Origin of the sequence: Halomonas sp. YLGW01 (assembly GCF_014840935.1) — a bacterium.
Classification (GTDB): domain Bacteria; phylum Pseudomonadota; class Gammaproteobacteria; order Pseudomonadales; family Halomonadaceae; genus Onishia.
Window position 1 is genome coordinate 3,068,540 of record NZ_CP062005.1, and the last position, 17,583, is coordinate 3,086,122.

At 67.0% G+C, this 17,583-nt stretch carries 15 protein-coding genes; 1 reads left to right on the forward strand and 14 read right to left on the reverse strand.

Annotated features, from left to right (window positions below):
• Positions 1-237: 237 nt before the first annotated feature.
• The 6 genes from IEJ03_RS14050 to rho form a co-directional block, all read right to left on the reverse strand.
• Positions 238-402, reverse strand: coding sequence for a hypothetical protein (locus IEJ03_RS14050; protein ID WP_192035430.1), 165 nt, complete (start codon positions 400-402; stop codon positions 238-240).
• Positions 403-554: 152 nt separating this feature from the next.
• A complete protein-coding gene (locus tag IEJ03_RS15975) occupies positions 555-680 on the reverse strand; it encodes a hypothetical protein (protein ID WP_277950330.1) in 126 nt (41 codons plus the stop codon).
• A gap of 42 nt (positions 681-722) precedes the next feature.
• A complete protein-coding gene (gene folM / locus IEJ03_RS14055) occupies positions 723-1,436 on the reverse strand; it encodes a dihydromonapterin reductase (protein ID WP_192035431.1) in 714 nt (237 codons plus the stop codon).
• Positions 1,433-2,224, reverse strand: coding sequence for an NAD(P)H-flavin reductase (locus IEJ03_RS14060; protein ID WP_192035432.1), 792 nt, complete (start codon positions 2,222-2,224; stop codon positions 1,433-1,435). Before IEJ03_RS14060 ends, folM begins: the two co-directional genes overlap by 4 nt.
• Positions 2,225-2,270: 46 nt before the next feature.
• Complete coding sequence (gene ubiD, locus IEJ03_RS14065) at positions 2,271-3,764, reverse strand: 4-hydroxy-3-polyprenylbenzoate decarboxylase (protein ID WP_192035433.1); 1,494 nt, start codon at positions 3,762-3,764, stop codon at positions 2,271-2,273.
• A 104-nt stretch (positions 3,765-3,868) separates the two neighbouring features.
• Positions 3,869-5,128, reverse strand: coding sequence for a transcription termination factor Rho (gene rho, locus IEJ03_RS14070; protein ID WP_192035434.1), 1,260 nt, complete (start codon positions 5,126-5,128; stop codon positions 3,869-3,871).
• Positions 5,129-5,594: 466 nt separating this feature from the next.
• On the opposite strand from rho, the gene ppx reads away from it, so the two are divergent.
• Positions 5,595-7,151 (forward strand): exopolyphosphatase, encoded by a 1,557-nt coding sequence (gene ppx / locus IEJ03_RS14075; RefSeq protein WP_192035435.1) that lies wholly within the window; start codon positions 5,595-5,597, stop codon positions 7,149-7,151.
• Positions 7,152-7,155: 4 nt separating this feature from the next.
• On the opposite strand, the gene tilS is transcribed toward ppx, so the two are convergent.
• The 8 genes from tilS to lpxD form a co-directional block, all read right to left on the reverse strand.
• Complete coding sequence (tilS, locus tag IEJ03_RS14080; protein WP_192035436.1) at positions 7,156-8,460, reverse strand: tRNA lysidine(34) synthetase TilS; 1,305 nt, start codon at positions 8,458-8,460, stop codon at positions 7,156-7,158.
• Between the two features lie 7 nt (positions 8,461-8,467).
• Complete coding sequence (gene accA, locus IEJ03_RS14085) at positions 8,468-9,421, reverse strand: acetyl-CoA carboxylase carboxyl transferase subunit alpha (protein WP_192035437.1); 954 nt, start codon at positions 9,419-9,421, stop codon at positions 8,468-8,470.
• A gap of 193 nt (positions 9,422-9,614) precedes the next feature.
• Positions 9,615-13,118: a DNA polymerase III subunit alpha gene (gene dnaE, locus IEJ03_RS14090; protein ID WP_192035438.1), complete on the reverse strand. Its 3,504-nt coding sequence runs from the start codon at positions 13,116-13,118 to the stop codon at positions 9,615-9,617.
• A 129-nt stretch (positions 13,119-13,247) separates the two neighbouring features.
• Positions 13,248-13,859 (reverse strand): ribonuclease HII, encoded by a 612-nt coding sequence (gene rnhB / locus IEJ03_RS14095; RefSeq protein WP_192035439.1) that lies wholly within the window; start codon positions 13,857-13,859, stop codon positions 13,248-13,250.
• A complete protein-coding gene (gene lpxB / locus IEJ03_RS14100) occupies positions 13,856-15,181 on the reverse strand; it encodes a lipid-A-disaccharide synthase (protein ID WP_192035440.1) in 1,326 nt (441 codons plus the stop codon). Before lpxB ends, rnhB begins: the two co-directional genes overlap by 4 nt.
• A 3-nt stretch (positions 15,182-15,184) precedes the next feature.
• Positions 15,185-15,952: an acyl-ACP--UDP-N-acetylglucosamine O-acyltransferase gene (lpxA, locus tag IEJ03_RS14105; protein WP_192035441.1), complete on the reverse strand. Its 768-nt coding sequence runs from the start codon at positions 15,950-15,952 to the stop codon at positions 15,185-15,187.
• Positions 15,949-16,392, reverse strand: coding sequence for a 3-hydroxyacyl-ACP dehydratase FabZ (gene fabZ, locus IEJ03_RS14110; RefSeq protein ID WP_192035442.1), 444 nt, complete (start codon positions 16,390-16,392; stop codon positions 15,949-15,951). Before fabZ ends, lpxA begins: the two co-directional genes overlap by 4 nt.
• A 110-nt stretch (positions 16,393-16,502) precedes the next feature.
• Positions 16,503-17,543 (reverse strand): UDP-3-O-(3-hydroxymyristoyl)glucosamine N-acyltransferase, encoded by a 1,041-nt coding sequence (gene lpxD, locus IEJ03_RS14115; RefSeq protein ID WP_192035443.1) that lies wholly within the window; start codon positions 17,541-17,543, stop codon positions 16,503-16,505.
• Positions 17,544-17,583: the final 40 nt, after the last annotated feature.

Consider the following 17,583-nt stretch of genomic DNA (forward strand, 5'->3'; position numbering starts at 1 on the left):
ACTTGTGCCGACCGGGCGTCGCTAAATCGCCAATAGCCATACGCGTTCGGGTAGCGGGGCGATAGGGTCATGGCAAAAGCGGCGTGGCGGTCGAACATCGCGTGTCTTCCTTGCGGGCTAGAGGCCCGATGTATGAGTGACAGACAATCAGATACTAAAAACCCCCGATCGGGTTGCCGACCGGGGGTTTCAAGACATCGGAGGCAACCCTGGGTGGGGCGTACCTCGTGGCACGGGTCAGTGTGACCGCGCCACCGGCACGCCGGCGCTAAACCAATAGCTCCAGAACCGGGGCCAGCCACCGGTCTCGACGCCGTCCAGGCCTCGCGTCTCACCCACGCACAGATCCTCGCCGGCGAGGGCGAGATCAGCGGTGGGGAAGGCAGAGACGAGTGAGCGCATGAGATTCCGATGTCGATCAGGCTGTCTGAAAAAAATGTGGGCAAGACGCCTGCCTTCATCCTACACACCCTGACGGGCTTGGCAAGCCCGTCGGTGGGCGGTCCGGTCTTCCCGCGCTGTTGACTGCCACCCCCGGCGGCGCGGCCCTGGGGTCAGCCGAAGTACTGGACCCAGCCGATGGTCGCCGGTAGCCCGGCCATACCGACCAGCACGGCGAGACCAAGGAACAGGGCCAGAAGGCCCGACTCGTCGTTGAAGTGGGGATCATGCTCTGCCATGGGGAAGACCTCCAGGATGGGGCGTCGGCCGATAGCCAGAGTCTAGCGCAGGTGCCGGCCCCCATCGACCGGCAGGATCACGCCGGTGACGAAGCGGTTGTCGAGCAGGTAGCGCAGGCTCTCGTAGATCACCCCCGGCCCGGGGATCATCTGCATCGCCGACTTGGCGCGAGCCTTCTCGGCGTAGGCCTCGTCATCGCCCTCGTTGAGCATGATCATCGCCGGGGCGATGCCATTGACCTGGATGCGCGGCGCATACATGGCGGCGAACGATAGCGTCAGGTTGTCGAGCCCGGCCTTGGTGGCCGCATAGGCGGCGTGCTTCTTCGAGCCCTTGGTCGCCACATAGTCGGTCATGTGCACGATGTCGGCCAGCGGCTCGTCGCCGGCCTCGAGCAGGCCCCGGGCATGCAGGTTGATCAGGTAGGGTGCCTGCATGTGCACCCGGAACAGGCGCTCGAAGTTGGCGCCGGCATCGTCGCCAAGACTGTCCGGCGCCCAGTCGCTGGCGTTGTGGACGATGGCCCGCAGCGCAGGCGTGGTCGCCTTGAGCCGGGCGATGAAGTCGAGGATACCGGCTTCGCTTCCGAAGTCCGCGGCCAGGGTGACGATGCCCTTTTCGCGCAGAGCCTCGAGCTCGGGGCGCTCGCGCCGATAGCTGATGATCACCGGATGGCCATCGTCGACCAGGCGCTCGGCACAGTGCCGCCCCAGCCGCTGAGCGCCACCGGTGATCAGGATCGGCGCGCCGCTCATGCGTCGCTCTCCGCCTGGGCGGCGGCCGACGCGGGTACCAGCGGTTCGCGGGGCGCATAGGCGAAGACATCCGAGAACACCCGTGCGGGGTCCAGGCCACGGGGGGCCAGGGCATCGACGCAGGCATAGACCATGCCCGGCGAGCCCGACAGGTAGACATCGTGGCCGGCCACCGAGGCCAGGTCGCGGGCGATCACCTCGTCGATGCGGCCCTGATGTAGCTTCACGTCGGGCGCCTCGAGATCGCTCTCGTCCTCGGCCTCGATCGGCTGCTCGGTGACCGCATGGAAGGTGACGGCCGGCTGGTTGGCCGCCCATTCCCGGGCCAGGCTCTCCAGGTAGAAGTCGCGGCGCTCGCGCACCGCCCACCACAGCGCGATGGGACGCTCGGCATGGCTCGCCAGTGCCGCCTCGACGATCGCCTTCATCTGGGCGAAGCCGGTGCCCGCGGCGATCAGGGTCAGCGGCCGGGCGCTGTTCGCGTCGAGCACACAGTCACCGCCCGGCAGGCGCAGGGTCAGATGGGCGGCGTGCTGCATGAGCTCCCGAAGACGCGCCGAATTGGAACGCTCGGGCCAATGCTGGATATGCAACTCGAGGGTGCCGTCATCGGCATGGGCATTGGCGATCGAGAACGGCACCCAGGTGTCGTCATCCAGCTCGAGCTCCAGGTACTGGCCAGGGGCATGCGCCATGGCCTCGGGGCGCCCCTCCAGGCGCACCCGGAAGACATCGGGATTGAGATCCTCCACCGCCGTCACTTGGCAGGTCAGGGTCCTTGCGGTCATAAGCGCCTCTCGTGGTCAGGAGCGTAAGTCAGGAGCATGGACGTCGTCAGGAGCGTGGGGCGGGGCCCGCCGGCAGGGTGATGCCGAGTTCGGCCCAGCGCTCGTCGACCCGGGCCTTGACGGCCGCGTCCATGACGATCGGCTCGCCCCACTCGCGATCGGTCTCGCCCGGCCACTTGTTGGTGGCGTCCAGGCCCATCTTGGAACCGAGCCCGGCGGTGGGCGAGGCAAAGTCCAGGTAGTCGATGGGCGTGTTCTCGACCATCACCGTATCACGCGCCGGGTCCATGCGGGTGGTGATGGCCCAGATCACGTCTTCCCAGTTGCGGGCATCGATGTCGTCGTCGAGCACCACCACGAACTTGGTATACATGAACTGGCGCAGGAAGCTCCACACGCCCATCATCACGCGCTTGGCATGGCCCGGGTACTGCTTCTTCATCGTCACCACCGCCATGCGGTAGGAGCAGCCCTCCGGCGGCAGGTAGAAGTCGACGATCTCGGGAAACTGCTTGCGCAGGATCGGCACGAAGACCTCGTTGAGGGCAAGGCCGAGGATGGCCGGCTCGTCGGGCGGCCTGCCGGTATAGGTCGAGTGGTAGATGGGATCGCGGCGATGGGTGATGCGCTCAACGGTGAAGACCGGGAAATGCTCGACCTCGTTGTAGTAGCCGGTGTGATCGCCGTAGGGTCCCTCGGGGGCCATGTCGTCGGGGTAGATGAAGCCCTCGAGAATGATTTCGGCACTGGCCGGCACATCGAGATCAGCATGGCCGCACTTGACCAGCTCGGTGCGCGAGCCCCGCAGCAGGCCGGCGAAGGCGTACTCGGAGAGGCTGTCCGGCACCGGGGTCACCGCACCGAGGATGGTGGCCGGGTCGGCCCCCAGCGCCACGGCGACCGGGAAGGGCTCTCCGGGATGAGCATCCTGCCATTCCTTGAAATCCAGCGCCCCACCGCGATGGGAGAGCCAGCGCATGATCAGGCGGTTCTTGCCCAGCTTCTGCTGGCGATAGATGCCGAGGTTCTGGCGCGCCTTGTGGGGCCCCTTGGTGACCACCAGCGCCCAGGTGACCAGCGGCGCGGCGTCGCCGGGCCAGCAGTGCTGGATGGGAATGCGATCGAGATCCACCGCCTCGCCTTCGAGCACCACCTCCTGAACCGGCGCCTTGCGGAGCACCTTGGGCCCCATGCTCATCACCTGCTTGAAGATGGGCAGCTTCTCCCAGGCGTCACGAAAGCCCTTGGGCGGATCGGGCTCCTTGAGGAAGGCCAGCAGCTTGCCCACCTCGCGCAGGGCGCTCACCGACTCCTGGCCCATGCCCAGCGCCACGCGCCGGGGTGTACCGAACAGGTTGCCGAGCAGCGGCATGTCATGGCCCTTGACGTTCTCGAACAGGAGCGCCGGGCCGCCGGCCTTGAGGGTGCGATCACAGATCTCGGTGATCTCGAGGTAGGGATCCACCTCGGCGGTCACCCGCTCAAGCTCACCCTGCGCCTCCAGGGCGGCGATGAACTCACGCAAGTCCTTATACTTCATGCGGTTTTTGCGCTCCCAAAACGACAAAAGGGGCAGCATAGCATGCCGCCCCTTGGACTCATTAACGGATCATGCCCGACTCACGCCGGGCTCAGCGACCAGCATCAGCGCCGCTTCATGGCCTCGAAGAACTCCAGGTTAGTCTTGGTGTCCTTCAGGCGATCGATCAGGAACTCGGTCGCGGCCACGTCATCCATCGGGTTGAGCAGCTTGCGCAGGATCCACATGCGCTGCATCTCGTCCTCGGAGGCGATCAGGTCCTCGCGGCGGGTGCCCGAGCGGCGGATGTTCATCGCCGGGTAGACGCGCTTCTCGGCCAGCTTGCGGTCGAGGTGGGCCTCCATGTTGCCGGTACCCTTGAACTCCTCGAAGATCACCTCGTCCATCTTGGAGCCGGTATCGACCAGCGCCGTGGCGAGAATGGTCAGGCTGCCGCCTTCCTCGATGTTGCGCGCCGCGCCGAAGAAGCGCTTGGGCTTCTCGAGGGCATGGGCGTCGACACCACCGGTCAGCACCTTGCCGGAGCTCGGCACTACGGTGTTGTAGGCGCGGGCCAGACGGGTGATGGAGTCGAGCAGGATCACCACGTCCTTCTTGTGCTCGACCAGACGCTTGGCCTTCTCGATCACCATCTCGGCGACCTGGACGTGGCGGGCCGGCGGCTCATCGAAGGTCGAGGCCACCACCTCGCCGCGCACGGTGCGCGACATCTCGGTCACTTCTTCCGGGCGCTCATCGATCAGCAGCACGATCAGGTGACACTCGGGATTATTGCGGGTGATCGAGGTGGCGATATTCTGCAGCATCAGCGTCTTGCCCGCCTTGGGGGGCGAGACGATCAGGCCGCGCTGGCCCTTGCCGATGGGCGCCGTCAGGTCGATGATGCGCGACGTCAGATCCTCGGTGGAACCGTTGCCGATCTCCATCACCATGCGCTCCTGGGGGAACAGCGGGGTCAGGTTCTCGAACAGGATCTTGTGCTTGGCGTTCTCCGGCCGATCGAAGTTGATCTCGCTGACCTTCAACAGGGCGAAGTAGCGCTCACCTTCCTTGGGTGGACGAATCTTGCCGGCAATCGAGTCGCCCTTGCGCAGGTTGAAACGACGGATCTGGGACGGCGAGACGTAGATGTCATCGGGACCGGCGAGATAGGAAGAGTCAGCGCTGCGCAGAAAGCCGAAGCCATCCTGGAGAATCTCCAGTACACCATCGCCGTAAATGTCCTCGCCGCTCTTGGCGTGCTTCTTCAGGATGGCGAAGATGATGTCCTGCTTGCGCGAACGAGCCAGATTATCGATGCCCATTTCCCGGGCGATATCCAGCAGTTCCGGCACGGTCTTTTGCTTGAGTTCGGTAAGATTCATCGGTTTGATCAGAAATAGCTCGTGTCAGCGTGGCAACGAAGCCGGAAAACGACAGGAGGCGGTGACGATGCGCCGCGTGGTGCGTTCAGAGCCCTGGAACATCCACTCTCGAGATATGATCAGCCGACCGCTGCTTACGGGGAAGCCATGGACGATATCGAACTAGAGGGAAGCGCTGTTCATGTAGCCGTATTCGTGTCGCCTGAATAGCTAATCATGATGGCGAAGCGTCATCGCGAGGAATCAGCGGGCTGACTGACGACTTGGAGTTTGACCGCGGCGTGAGATGCCGTTTAGCGGTCACCGTGAAGCAGTCGGGAAGTATTCGGAACAGGCGAACGTCTCGATGGTAGTCAAGCGCATCGGCAAACGCAAGCCCCTGGCGCCATTCCCCGCAGCATCGGCAATTGACAACCCAGGGTGCTAATCGCAACCTTTGATCCCAGCGGACATCAGGGGATCTATCATGAGCAACCATTCGGCCTTCGGCGAGACGCCGGACGTGGCGCCGACGCCGCAACGCCTGGCGGCCATCGATCTGGGCTCCAACAGCTTTCACCTGCTGGTCGCCAACCAGGTCGACGGTCAGTTGCAGGTCGTCGCCAAGCTCGGCGAAAAGGTCCAGCTGGGCGCCGGCCTCGATGACGAGGGCGCCCTGACCGAGGACGCCATGCAGCGGGCCCTGGATTGCCTGGCGCGCTTCGCGCCCTTCCTCGAGGAGACGCCGACCGCCCAGCTGCGGGTGGTGGGCACCAACGCGCTGCGCGCGGCCACCAACAGCCAGGTGCTGATCGAGCGCGCCGAGGCCCTGCTCGGCCACGAGATCGAGATCATCGCCGGGCGCGAGGAAGCGCGCCTGATCTACCTGGGAGCGGCCCACGCCCTGGCCGAGGTCCACGGCCGGCGCCTGATCGTCGATATCGGCGGCGGTTCCACGGAGTTCATCATCGGCGAACACTTCGAGCCCCTGGCGCTTGAGAGCCTCGAGATGGGCTGCGTGACCTTCACTCAGCGCTTCTTCGCCGACGGCGAGATCACCGAGAAACGCTTTCGCCGCGCAGAACTCGCCGCCTTATCGGAGCTTGCCAACATTCGCCGCCCCTTCGAGGAGCTCGGCTGGGCCGACCCGGTGGGCTCCAGCGGCACCATCAAGGCCGCCGCCGCGGTGCTGGCCGCCACCGGCCAGGGCCCGGAGGGCATCATCGATCGCAAGGGCCTGGCCGCTCTGCGCAAGCGACTGATCAAGATGAAGCGCCTCGACAAGGTGGTCATGGACGGGCTCAAGGAGGATCGCGCCAGCGTCTTCCCCGCCGGCATCGCCGTGCTCTCGGCGGTCTTCGAGGCCTTCGGCCTCGAGCAGATGCGCTACTCCGACGGCGCCCTGCGCGAGGGTGTGCTCTATGACATGATCGGGCGCAATACCGCCGAAGACTCGCGACTGCAGACCCTCGAGGGGCTACGCCGGCGCTACCAGATCGATCCCCGTCAGGCCGACCAGGTGGCCTCCAGCGCCCGGCAGTGCCTGGCTCAGGTCGCCCACGCCTGGCCGCTGAACGCCGGCAACGCCCAGTTCCTCGACTGGGCCGCCCAGCTCCACGAGATCGGGCTTGCCATCTCCCACAGCCAGTTTCACCGCCACGGGGCCTACCTGCTGGCGCACTCCGATCTTGCCGGCCTGTCACGCCCCGAACAGCAGGCGCTGGCCTTCCTGGTACGCGCCCATCGGCGCAAGTTTCCACTCAAGGAGCTCGATGCCCTGCCCGCCTCGGTGCGACCTACGCTTGGGCGTCTGGCCCGCCTGCTGCGGCTGGCGGTGATCCTCAACCACTCCCGCCCCGAGCACCCACCGACGGGCTTTCGCCTCTCGGCGGACGGCGACCGGCTGTCGCTGTCGCTGGGCGCCGAGCTCGCCGACCAGGCGCTGCTGATCAATGACCTGGAGCAGGAGCAGGAGTATCAACGCGCCGCGGGATTCTCGCTTGCCATCGAGCCCCAGGAAAGCCTCGCCGCCTCGGCACGCTAGCGGTTCAGTCCCGGGGTGACGCCCTGCCGGCCGAGTAGCCCTCGGCCGCGATCAGCACCCCCGCCCGTCCCGGGTCCAGCACCGCCGCCACGGCTTCGCCGTCCCACACCACCAGCAGCGCCTGGCGCCGCCAGGGCGGCAGGCCTGCTTCCTGCAAAAGCCGCTTGAGATCCCGCCGCCCCCGGCCGGCCAAGCGCAGAGTCTCGCCGCCCTGGCGGGGGCGCAGCCGATAGCCGCCCTCTTCCCGACAAGGCCCGCCGTCGAGACGCACCTTCAGTCGCCCCTGCGGCGTGTCCAGTGCCGAACGACCGTCCCACTCGACCTGCCAGCCCGCGGGCAGGCCGGGCACGGGGCACTGCAGGTAGAGCGCCTCGCGCCAGCAGCGGGCCTCGCCGCCGGGCCAGGCCACCTGCACCTGAGCATCGCGACGGGCATTTAGCTGCTCATCGAGGGTGGCCAGGCGCGCCGCCGGCGGAGTGGGCACTCCAAGGCACTGGCAGGCGTAGCGAATCAGCAGACGCCGACGCGGCGCGCTGAGTGCGCACAGCGCCGGCAGCGACAACCGGCCGGGCTCGCCGCCGCAGGCCCTCAGATCCTGTCCCGCCAGCTCATCGAGGAGCGCATCCGCCTCGCCGGCGAGCGTCGCGCTGCGCCCAAGGCTCGCCTCGACCCGGGGCCAGCGGGACTCGAGCAGCGGCAGCACCCGCCGACGCAGGAAGTTGCGATCCAGCGCCTCATCCGCGTTGCTCGGGTCCTCGACCCAGCAAAGCCCCAATGCCTCGGCGGCGCGCTCAAGACGCGCCCGGGGCAGGTCCCGCAGGGGGCGGACCAGGCAAAGGCCAGCCCACTCGCGCACCGCTGGCATCGCCGCCAGCCCCCGCACCCCGCTGCCACGCAGGGCGGCCAGCAGCCAGGTTTCGGCCTGGTCACGGCGGTGCTGGGCGAGCCACAGGGTATCGCCGGCATCCAGCCGGGCGGCGAAGGCGTCATAGCGGGCCTCGCGGGCGGCGGCCTCGAGCCCCCGGCCAGTCGTCATATCGACGCACACACGCTCGATGAAGAGGGGCACGCCGAGGCGGTCGCAGAGCCGGTGGCAGTGGCGCACGAACTCACATGACGCCTCCTGCAGGCCATGATCGACATGCAGGGCATACAGCGAACGGGGATGACGATGAACCGCGCGGGCGGCCAGGGTCAGCAGCAGGCTGGAGTCGAGCCCGCCGGAGAGGGCCACCCAAACGCGACGCCCCGGCGGGGTCTCCGCCAGGGCGTCGTCGATCATCGGCTGCAGCGAGCTTTCCTCGCGCATCACGGACTCACACCGGGGCGCCGTAGCTCATCAGACGCTCATAGCGGCGCTCGAGCAGTGCATCGGTGTCCATGCCCTGCAGACGGTCGAGGCTCTCGAGCAGCGAGGTCTTGATGCGCTCAGAGGTCGTCACAGGGTGACGGTGGGCGCCGCCCAGGGGCTCCTTGATCAGGGTATCGACGAACCCGAGCTCCTGCAGACGCTCGGCGGTGATCCCCATGGCATGGGCGGCGTCCGAGGCGCGCTCGGCGCTCTTCCACAGGATCGAGGCACAGCCCTCCGGCGAGATCACCGAGTAGGTGGAGTACTGCAGCATCTGCAGCTCGTCGCAGACGCCGATGGCCAGCGCGCCGCCGGAGCCGCCCTCGCCCACCACGGTGGAGATGATCGGCGTCTTGAGCCGTGACATCACGGCGAGGTTGTAGGCGATGGCCTCGGACTGGCCGCGCTCCTCGGCGTCGATGCCCGGGTAGGCACCGGGGGTGTCGATGAAGGTCAACACCGGCATCTTGAAGCGCTCGGCCATCTCCATCAGGCGGCACGCCTTGCGATAGCCCTCGGGGCGCGGCATGCCGAAGTTGCGGCGCACCTTCTCCTTGACGTCACGGCCCTTCTGATGGCCGATGACCATCACCGGCTTGTCGTCGAGTCGCGCCACGCCGCCGACCAGTGCCGCGTCGTCGGCGAAATGACGATCGCCGTGCAGCTCGTCGAAGTCGGTGAAGACGTGCTCGAGATAGTCGAGGGTGTAGGGGCGCTGCGGATGACGCGAGAGCTGCGACACCTGCCAGGCGGAGAGGTCCTTGAAGATCGACTCGGTGAGCTTGGTGCTCTTCTCCTGGAGCTTGGCCACCTCTTCGCTGATGTTGATCTTGCTGTCGTTGCCGACCAGCCGCAGTTCCTCGATCTTCGCCTGCAACTCGGCAATGGGCTGTTCGAAATCCAGATAATTGGGGTTCATAGGCTCAGCTTGTTAGCAATCGGGGCAGCCTGGAGGCCACGGCTGTCGCGGGAAACATGAAAAAGGAACGATTGGAAATATAGCCGCTCATTATCGCAGCTTGTCCGTCCGGCGCAAGGCGCCTCCCGAGCCGGCCTGCCCGGTCGGGATACGCCAGCCCCGAGAGGGCGCCTCACGCGCCCTCACGAGCGGCCTAGCGCCGGTACTTGAGGCGCACACCGTCCTGGCCCTGCACCTCGCGCAGGGCGATCATCAGCTCGTCGGAGGGCGACACCTTCCACTCCTCGGCGAGCTCCAGCCAGCCCGTGGCCTCGGCATTGCGGTACTTGAGACGCACCGGCAGGCCATCGGCGTCGCGATAGGGCGAGAGGCTCTCCCGCAGGCTGTCGATCAGTCGTCCGTTGGCCGCCGCGCCGTCGACGGCGAGCTCCACGGCCTGACCGAAGCGGGCGCGAGCCTCGACCATCGGCGTGACGTCCTTGCCGCGCAGACGCAGGCCGCCGGAGTAGTCGTCGCTGGAGACCTCGCCCTCGACGATCATCACCTGATCGGCCTCCAGCCGCCCACGCAGGCGCTCGTACAGCTCGCCGAACAGGGACGCCTCGATGCGCCCGGTGCGGTCATCCAGGGTCACGAAGGCCATGGTATCGCCGCGCTTGGACTTCATGGTACGCATCGCCACCACCAGGCCGGCCACCCGCTGGGGTTCCCGGGACGGGCGGAGCTCGCTGATGCGGGTCGAGACGAAGCGCGAAAGCTCCTGCTCGTACTCGTCGATCGGGTGCCCGGTGAGATAGAGCCCCAGGGTGTCCTTCTCGCCGGCCAGGCGCTCCTTGTCGCTCCAGTCACGCACGGCGCTGTAGTCGGCATAGACATCGCCCGTGTCCGGCCCGCTGAAGGCCTCGCCGAACATGTCCATCATGCCCTGATTCTGGTTGGCCAGGTTCTGGGAGGCGGCCTTGAGCGCCGCCTCCATGGAGGCGGTGAGCACCGCGCGAGCCGCACCCAGGTTGTCGAGCGCCCCGGAGCGGATCAGCGCCTCGAGGGTGCGCTTGTTCATGCGCTTGGGGTCGACCCGGCGGCAGAAGTCGAACAGGTCACTGAAGGCGCCGCCCTCGTCGCGGGCCTCGACGATGGCGCCGATCGGGCCCTCGCCGACGCCGCGGATCGCACCGAGGCCATAGACCACCCGGCCCTCGGCATCGACGGTGAACTTGTAGCCCCCGACGTTGACGTCCGGCGGGGTCACGGTCAGCCCCTGATGACGACACTCCTCGATCAGCGGCACCACCTTGTCCAGGTTGTCCATCTCGGTGGACATCACCGCGGCCATGAAGGGCCCCGGGTAATGCGCCTTGAGCCAGGCGGTCTGGTAGGAGACCAGCGCATAGGCCGCCGAGTGCGACTTGTTGAAGCCGTAACCGGCGAACTTCTCCACCAGGTCGAAGATGTTGCCGGCGAGATCCTTGTCGATGCCGTTGGCCGCACAGCCCTCCATGAAGCCCGCGCGCTGCTTGGCCATCTCCTCGGGCTTCTTCTTGCCCATGGCGCGGCGCAGCATGTCGGCCTGGCCCAGGGAATAGCCGGCCATCACCTGGGCGATCTGCATCACCTGTTCCTGGTAGAGGATGATGCCATAGGTGGGCGCCAGCACCGGCTTCAACAGCTCGTGCTGATAGTCCGGGTGCGGGTAGGAGATCTCCGCCCGGCCATGCTTGCGGTTGATGAAGTCATCGACCATGCCGGACTGCAGCGGACCCGGACGGAACAGCGCCACCAGGGCGATCATGTCCTCCAGCGAATCCGGCAGCAGGCGCTTGATCAGTTCCTTCATGCCCCGGGACTCGAGCTGGAAGACCGCGGTGGTCTCGGCCTTCTTGAGCATATCGAAGGTCGGCACGTCATCCAGCGGGATGGTGTCGATATCCAGCGGCCCCTGGCCCTCGACCGCGCGTACCTTGTCGACCATCTCCAGCGCCCAGTCGATGATGGTCAGGGTGCGCAGGCCCAGGAAGTCGAACTTGACCAGCCCGGCCTCCTCGATGTCGTTCTTGTCGAACTGCACTACCAGGCCGTTGCCCTCCTCGTCGCAGAGCAGCGGCGAGAAGTCGGTGAGCTTGGTCGGCGCGATCACCACGCCGCCGGCATGCTTGCCGGTGCCGCGGGTGATGCCCTCGAGCCGCTGAGCCATCTCCCAGATCTCGGCGGCCTCCTCGTCGGCCTCGAGGTACTCGCGCAGCGGCTCCTCCTGCTCATGCGCCTTCTCGAGGGTCATGCCGACCTCGAAGGGAATCAGCTTGGAGAGCTTGTCACCCAGCGAATAGGGCTTGCCCTGGGCGCGGGCCACGTCGCGCACCACCGCCTTGGCGGCCATGGTGCCGAAGGTGACGATCTGGGAGACGGCATCGCGGCCGTAGCGCTCGGCCACGTAGTCGATCACCCGGTCGCGCTTCTCCATGCAGAAGTCGACGTCGAAGTCGGGCATCGAGACACGCTCGGGATTGAGGAAGCGCTCGAACAGCAGGTCATACTGGATGGGGTCGAGATCGGTGATCTTCTGGGCGTACGCCACCAGCGAGCCGGCACCAGAGCCGCGTCCCGGCCCCACCGGGACGTCGTTATCCTTGGCCCACTGGATGAAGTCCATGACGATCAGGAAGTACCCGGGGAAGCCCATCTGCAGGATGATGTTGAGCTCGAAGTCGAGACGCTCGCGGTAGCGGGCGTCGATCTCGGCGTACTCCTGGCCGTCCCGGGGGTAGCGCTCGGCCGGGTAGAGGAAATCCAGGCGCTCGGTGAGGCCGTCGTGGGAGACCTGGCGGAAGAACTCGTCCTGGGTCATGCCCTCGGGGATCTCGAACTCGGGCAGGAATATCTCGCCCAGGCGCACATCCACGTTGCAGCGCGCGGCGATCATCACGCTGTTCTCGAGCGCCTCGGGGATGTCCGCGAACAGCTCGGCCATCTCCTCGGGCGTCTTCAGGTACTGCTCCTCGCTGTAGCGGCGCTCGCGGCGCGGATCGTCCAGCGCCTTGCCCTCACCGATGGCGACTCGCGTCTCGTGGGCCCAGAAGTCATCGCGGGACAGGAAACGCACATCGTTGGTGGCGACCACCGGGGTATGGGTCTCGGCGGCCAGCGCCACCGACAGGTGCAGGCACTCCTCCTCGAAGGGCCGTGAGGTGCGGTTCAGCTCGAGATAGAAGCGCCCCGGGAAGTGACGATTCCACTCCTCGAGCAGGGTACGGGCCGTCGCGCCATGCTCGCTGAGCAGATGCCGGCCGATCTCGCCGTCGCGACCGCCGGAGAGCGCGATCAGCCCCTCGCTCTGCGCAAATATCCAGGCCTTGTCGAGGATCGCCCGCCCCTGGCGCTGCCCTTCCATCCACCCCTTCGAGATCAACTCGGTGAGGTTGCGGTAGCCGTCGCTGTCCATGGCCAGCAGGGTCAGCCGGTAGGGGTGGGCCTCATCGTGAGGGTTATGGAGCCACAGGTCGGCGCCGATGATCGGCTTGAGTCCGGCCCCCTGGGCGGCCCGATAGCCCTTCACCAGGCCGAACAGGTTGGCCTCGTCGGTCATCGCCAGAGCCGGCATGCCCGCCTGCGCCGTCTGCTTGACCAGCGGCTTGAGGCGCACCAGGCCGTCGACGAGGGAATACTCGGTATGCACGCGAAGGTGAACGAAGGAAGGGGTCATGGCGTACTCGTGGCTTGGCTGGGTCAGGTGCGATGTCGAGTGCGGCGTCGACGGGCAGTGTCGGGGGCAACGGTCCGGCGGTCCGGCGAACGGCCCGGTGCGCCGAGGGCGAAGGGCCATCCCCGGCGGCTAGAGCAGGTCCAGCTGCTTCTTGACCGGGGCGAAGGAGCGTCGATGCTCCGCCAGTGGCCCCAGGCGCGAAAGCGCCGCCAGGTGTTCCTTGGTCGGATAGCCCTTGTGGCGGGCGAAGCCGTAATCGGGATGCCGGGCATCCAGGGCCAGCATCTGGGCGTCCCTGGCCACCTTGGCCAGGATCGAGGCGGCGGCGATCGCCGGATGGCGGGCATCGCCCTTGACCACGGCCTGGCCAGGCAGCGGATGCCCCGGCAGGCGGTTGCCGTCCACCAGCAGGTATTCTGCCGCCGGTGCCAGGCCATCGATGGCCCGGCGCATCGCCAGATGGGTGGCATGGTAGATGTTGAGGCGATCGACTTCCAGCGGCGAGGCCTCGGCCACGCAGAACGCAAGGGCCCGCTCGCGAATCTCGGCGTCCAGGGCTTCGCGGCGCCGAGCCGTCAGCGTCTTGGAGTCGTTCAGGCCCTCGATCGGCCGGGCGGGATCGAGGATGACCGCCGCCGCAACCACCGCGCCGATCAAGGGGCCGCGGCCGACCTCGTCGACACCGGCCAGCCGCTCGCCCTGATAGTCGATGTGCAACGGAGGCAGGGACTTGGCACTCATGGCGTCTTTCCCGAACGGGATGGCTCGTCGCCGTGGTGCAGGTTGCTGGTTACCTGGTCGCTGGCCGCCGAAACATCGGGATTGTTCGCACCGAGACTGTTTGCGCCGGGACGGGCCGCCCCCGCGGCCTCGGGCATCACGCTTGCCGGCAGCGCCTGGCCCGCGATCAGCGCCTCGACGGCCGCGGCAGCGCGCGCGCTGGCACCACGCTGCAACCCCTCATGCATGGCCGCGAAGCGCGTCTCCAGCGCCGCTCGGCCCTCTGCATCGTCGAGCATGCCGGCAAGCTCCCCGGCGATCGCCTCGGGGCTGGCGGCCTCCTGGATCAGCTCCGGCACCAGCGCCTCGCGGGCGATCAGGTTGGGCAGCGAGATCCACTCGGTCTTGACCAGGCGCTTGGCGAGCCAGTGGGTGGCCGGCGCCATCTTGTAGGCCACCAGCATCGGCCGGTGGCAGAGCATGGCCTCCAGCGCCGCGGTGCCAGAGGCCAGCAACACGGCATCCGCGGCCACCATCGCCTCCCGAGCCTGGCCATCGAGCAGGGTGACGCGCCCCTTGAGCGCCGGGTAGTCGACCAGCAGGGCCTCGAGCTCGGTGCGCCGAGCCGGGGTCGCCGCGGGAATGACGATCTGAAGCCCGGGACGCGCCTGGCACAGCCGCTCGGCGGCATCGATGAAGGTCGCGCCCAGAAAGCGGATCTCGTTGGCTCGCGAGCCTGGCAGCAGGGCCAGCACCTCGGGGACATCAACAAGACCCAAGGCCCGGCGAGTGCCGGCGCGGTCGTTGTGAAGCGGCAGCTCGTCGGCCAGCGGATGACCGACGAAGGCCACCGGCACCTCATGGCGCTGGTAGAAGGCGGCCTCGAAGGGCAGGAAGGTCAGGATGGCATCCACCGACCTGGCGATGCCCTTCACCCGACCCTGGCGCCAGGCCCACACGGAGGGACTGACGTAATGGGCGGTGGTCAGGCCCGCCTCGCGCAGCTGGCGCTCGAGGCCCAGGGTGAAGTCCGGGGCATCGATGCCGATCATGATGTCCGGCTGCCAGTCCAGGGCATCGCGCCTGAGGGCCCGACGCACCCGGATCAGCTCGGGCAGGTGCTTGACCACCTCGACCAGCCCCATCACCGACAGGGTCTCCAGCGGGTAGCGGCTATCGATGCCCTGGGCGAGCATGCGCGGACCGCCGATGCCGCGGAACTCGACCTCGCCGAGACGCGCACGCAGGGCCTGCATCAGGCCGGCGCCCAGAATGTCGCCGGACAGCTCGCCGGCGACCAGATAGACCCGCACCGGGCGTGACTCGCGAGAGGCGTCCGGCATGGCCTAGCGCAGGATGCCGCGGGTGGAGACGCGGATCGAGTCGATGAAGGTCTGGGTCTCGGGCAGCGAGAACTCGGCCTCGATCTCCGCCAGCGCCTGCTCGACGGTCAGGCCCTGGCGATAGACCTTCTTGTAGGACTCGGTGAGCGCCTTGATGGCCTCGCGGGAGAAGCCGCGCCGCTTGAGCCCCACCAGGTTGAGCCCGTGAGGCTGCGCCGGGTTGCCGTTGATCATCACGAATGCGGGGGTGTCCTTGGTGATGATGGACCCGCCGCCGGCCATGGCCTGGGTACCGAAATGGCAGAACTGGTGGATCGCCGACAGTCCGCCGATGATGGCGGCATCGCCCAGAGTGACATGGCCGGCCAGGGTGACCTGGTTGGCCAGGATGCAGTCGTTGCCAACCACGCAGTCGTGCCCGACATGCACATAGGCCATGAAGAGGTTGCGGCTGCCGATGGTGGTCTCGCCACGGTCCTGCACAGTGCCGCGATGCAGGGTCACGCCCTCGCGGATGACGTTGTCGTCGCCCATCACAAGGCGCGTCGGCTCGCCGGCGTACTTCTTGTCCTGGCAATCCTCGCCGACCGACGCGAACTGGAAGATGCGGGTGCGCGCGCCGAGCACCGTCGGGCCCTTGATCACCACATGCGGGCCGATCCGGCTGCCGGCGCCGATCTCGACGTCGGGGCCGATCACGCTGAACGGGCCTACCTCGACGTCATCGGCGAGGCGCGCCTGGGGATCAACGATAGCAGTGGGATGTATCAAGCGACCTTCCTCTCGGCACAGATGATCTCGGCCTCGCAGGCCACTTCGCCGTCGACGCTGGCGACACACTGGAACTTCCAGATGCCGCGCTTCTCGCGGATCACGTTGGCCTCGAGGCGCAGCTGGTCACCGGGCATCACCGGGCGCTTGAAGCGCACGTTATCACTGCCCACCAGGTAATAGACATAACCATCGGCCGGCAGCTTGTTAACGGTCTTGAAACCGAGAATCCCGCAGGCCTGAGCCAACGCCTCGATCACCAGCACCCCCGGCATGATCGGATGATGGGGGAAGTGTCCATTGAAGAACGGCTCATTGATGCTGACGTTCTTGTTGGCGACGATGCGGGCACCGTGCTCGAGCTCCATGACCCGGTCGACCAACAGGAAGGGGTAGCGGTGGGGGAGATACTCACGGATCTCGTTGATGTCCATTACCATCGATGCGACCTCTGAAATGACGAAATGCTCGCCCTCGGGCGAGCATGCTGTGGCGGCAGGGCCGCCTCCATGTTCGGCTTGGGCGGATTATAGCGCCCGTCCCGGGCGACTCAACGCTCGATCTGCCCCTTTTCCAGGCGGTTAACCCGCTTGACGAGGGCATCGAGCTGCTTGAAGCGTACCGCGTTCTTGCGCCACAGGGCATTGCGCATGGAACCGGTCCCGGAGGAATAGACGCCTGGCTCGTGAATCGAGTTGGTGACCAGGCTCATGCCGGTGACCTGCACCCCATCGCAGAGGGTCAGGTGACCGGAGAGGCCGACCCCGCCACCGAGCATGCAGTGACGCCCCACCTTGGTGGAGCCGGCGATGCCCACGCAGCCCGCCAAGGCGGTATGGTCGCCGACCTGCACGTTGTGAGCGATCTGCACCTGGCTGTCGATCTTGACGTCGTTGCCGATCACGGTGTCGCCGAGGGCGCCGCGGTCGATGCTGGTGCAGCTGCCGACCTCGACATCGTCACCGAGGACCACGCCGCCGAGCTGGGCGATCTTGTGCCAGCGGCTGCCATCGTGGGCGAAGCCGAAGCCATCGCCGCCGATCACGCAGTGGCTGTTGAGCACTACCCGTTCGCCCAGCACCACGCCATGACAGACGCTGACTTGGGCATGCAGCCGCGATCCGGCGCCGATCACGCTGTCGGCGCCCACCACGCTGCCGGGACCGATGACCACATCATCGCCGACCACCACGCCGTCCTCGATCACCGCCTGAGGACCGACCTCGACATTGGCGCCGAGCCGCGCACTCTCGGCGACCACCGCCGAGGCATGCACGCCCGGCCGATGCCGCGCGGCCAGCGGATCGAACAGCCGCGAGAGCTCGGCATAGCCCAGGTAGGGATTGTCCAGGACGAGACAGGTAGTGGGGCTTTCCTCGACATGGTCGGGGTGCAGCAACACCGCCGCGGCACGGGTCTCGGGCAGATACTTGAGATAGGCGCGGTTGGCGAGGAAGGTCAGTTCCTCGGGGCCGGCATCGGTAAGGGTCGCCAGGCCACTGACGGTGCGCCGGCCATCACCGATGAGGCGAGCGCCCAGGCGCTCGGCGAGCTCATCGAGGGTATAGGTAGGGTAGGAAGCGATAGTCATGGACGCGGGTCATCGCGGACGGCACGCCTGGGCGTGCCGC

Excerpts from the sequence above, each read along its gene's own strand:
- rho (WP_192035434.1), bottom strand. The coding sequence starts at position 5,128 with ATGAATCTTACCGAACTCAAGCAAAAGACCGTGCCGGAACTGCTGGAT.
- lpxD (WP_192035443.1), bottom strand. The coding sequence starts at position 17,543 with ATGACTATCGCTTCCTACCCTACCTATACCCTCGATGAGCTCGCCGAG.
- ppx (WP_192035435.1), top strand. The coding sequence starts at position 5,595 with ATGAGCAACCATTCGGCCTTCGGCGAGACGCCGGACGTGGCGCCGACG.
- rnhB (WP_192035439.1), bottom strand. The coding sequence starts at position 13,859 with ATGAGTGCCAAGTCCCTGCCTCCGTTGCACATCGACTATCAGGGCGAG.
- folM (WP_192035431.1), bottom strand. The coding sequence starts at position 1,436 with ATGAGCGGCGCGCCGATCCTGATCACCGGTGGCGCTCAGCGGCTGGGG.
- IEJ03_RS14060 (WP_192035432.1), bottom strand. The coding sequence starts at position 2,224 with ATGACCGCAAGGACCCTGACCTGCCAAGTGACGGCGGTGGAGGATCTC.
- dnaE (WP_192035438.1), bottom strand. The coding sequence starts at position 13,118 with ATGACCCCTTCCTTCGTTCACCTTCGCGTGCATACCGAGTATTCCCTC.
- fabZ (WP_192035442.1), bottom strand. The coding sequence starts at position 16,392 with ATGGTAATGGACATCAACGAGATCCGTGAGTATCTCCCCCACCGCTAC.
- IEJ03_RS15975 (WP_277950330.1), bottom strand. The coding sequence starts at position 680 with ATGGCAGAGCATGATCCCCACTTCAACGACGAGTCGGGCCTTCTGGCC.
- lpxB (WP_192035440.1), bottom strand. The coding sequence starts at position 15,181 with ATGCCGGACGCCTCTCGCGAGTCACGCCCGGTGCGGGTCTATCTGGTC.
- ubiD (WP_192035433.1), bottom strand. The coding sequence starts at position 3,764 with ATGAAGTATAAGGACTTGCGTGAGTTCATCGCCGCCCTGGAGGCGCAG.
- IEJ03_RS14050 (WP_192035430.1), bottom strand. The coding sequence starts at position 402 with ATGCGCTCACTCGTCTCTGCCTTCCCCACCGCTGATCTCGCCCTCGCC.
- tilS (WP_192035436.1), bottom strand. The coding sequence starts at position 8,460 with ATGCGCGAGGAAAGCTCGCTGCAGCCGATGATCGACGACGCCCTGGCG.
- accA (WP_192035437.1), bottom strand. The coding sequence starts at position 9,421 with ATGAACCCCAATTATCTGGATTTCGAACAGCCCATTGCCGAGTTGCAG.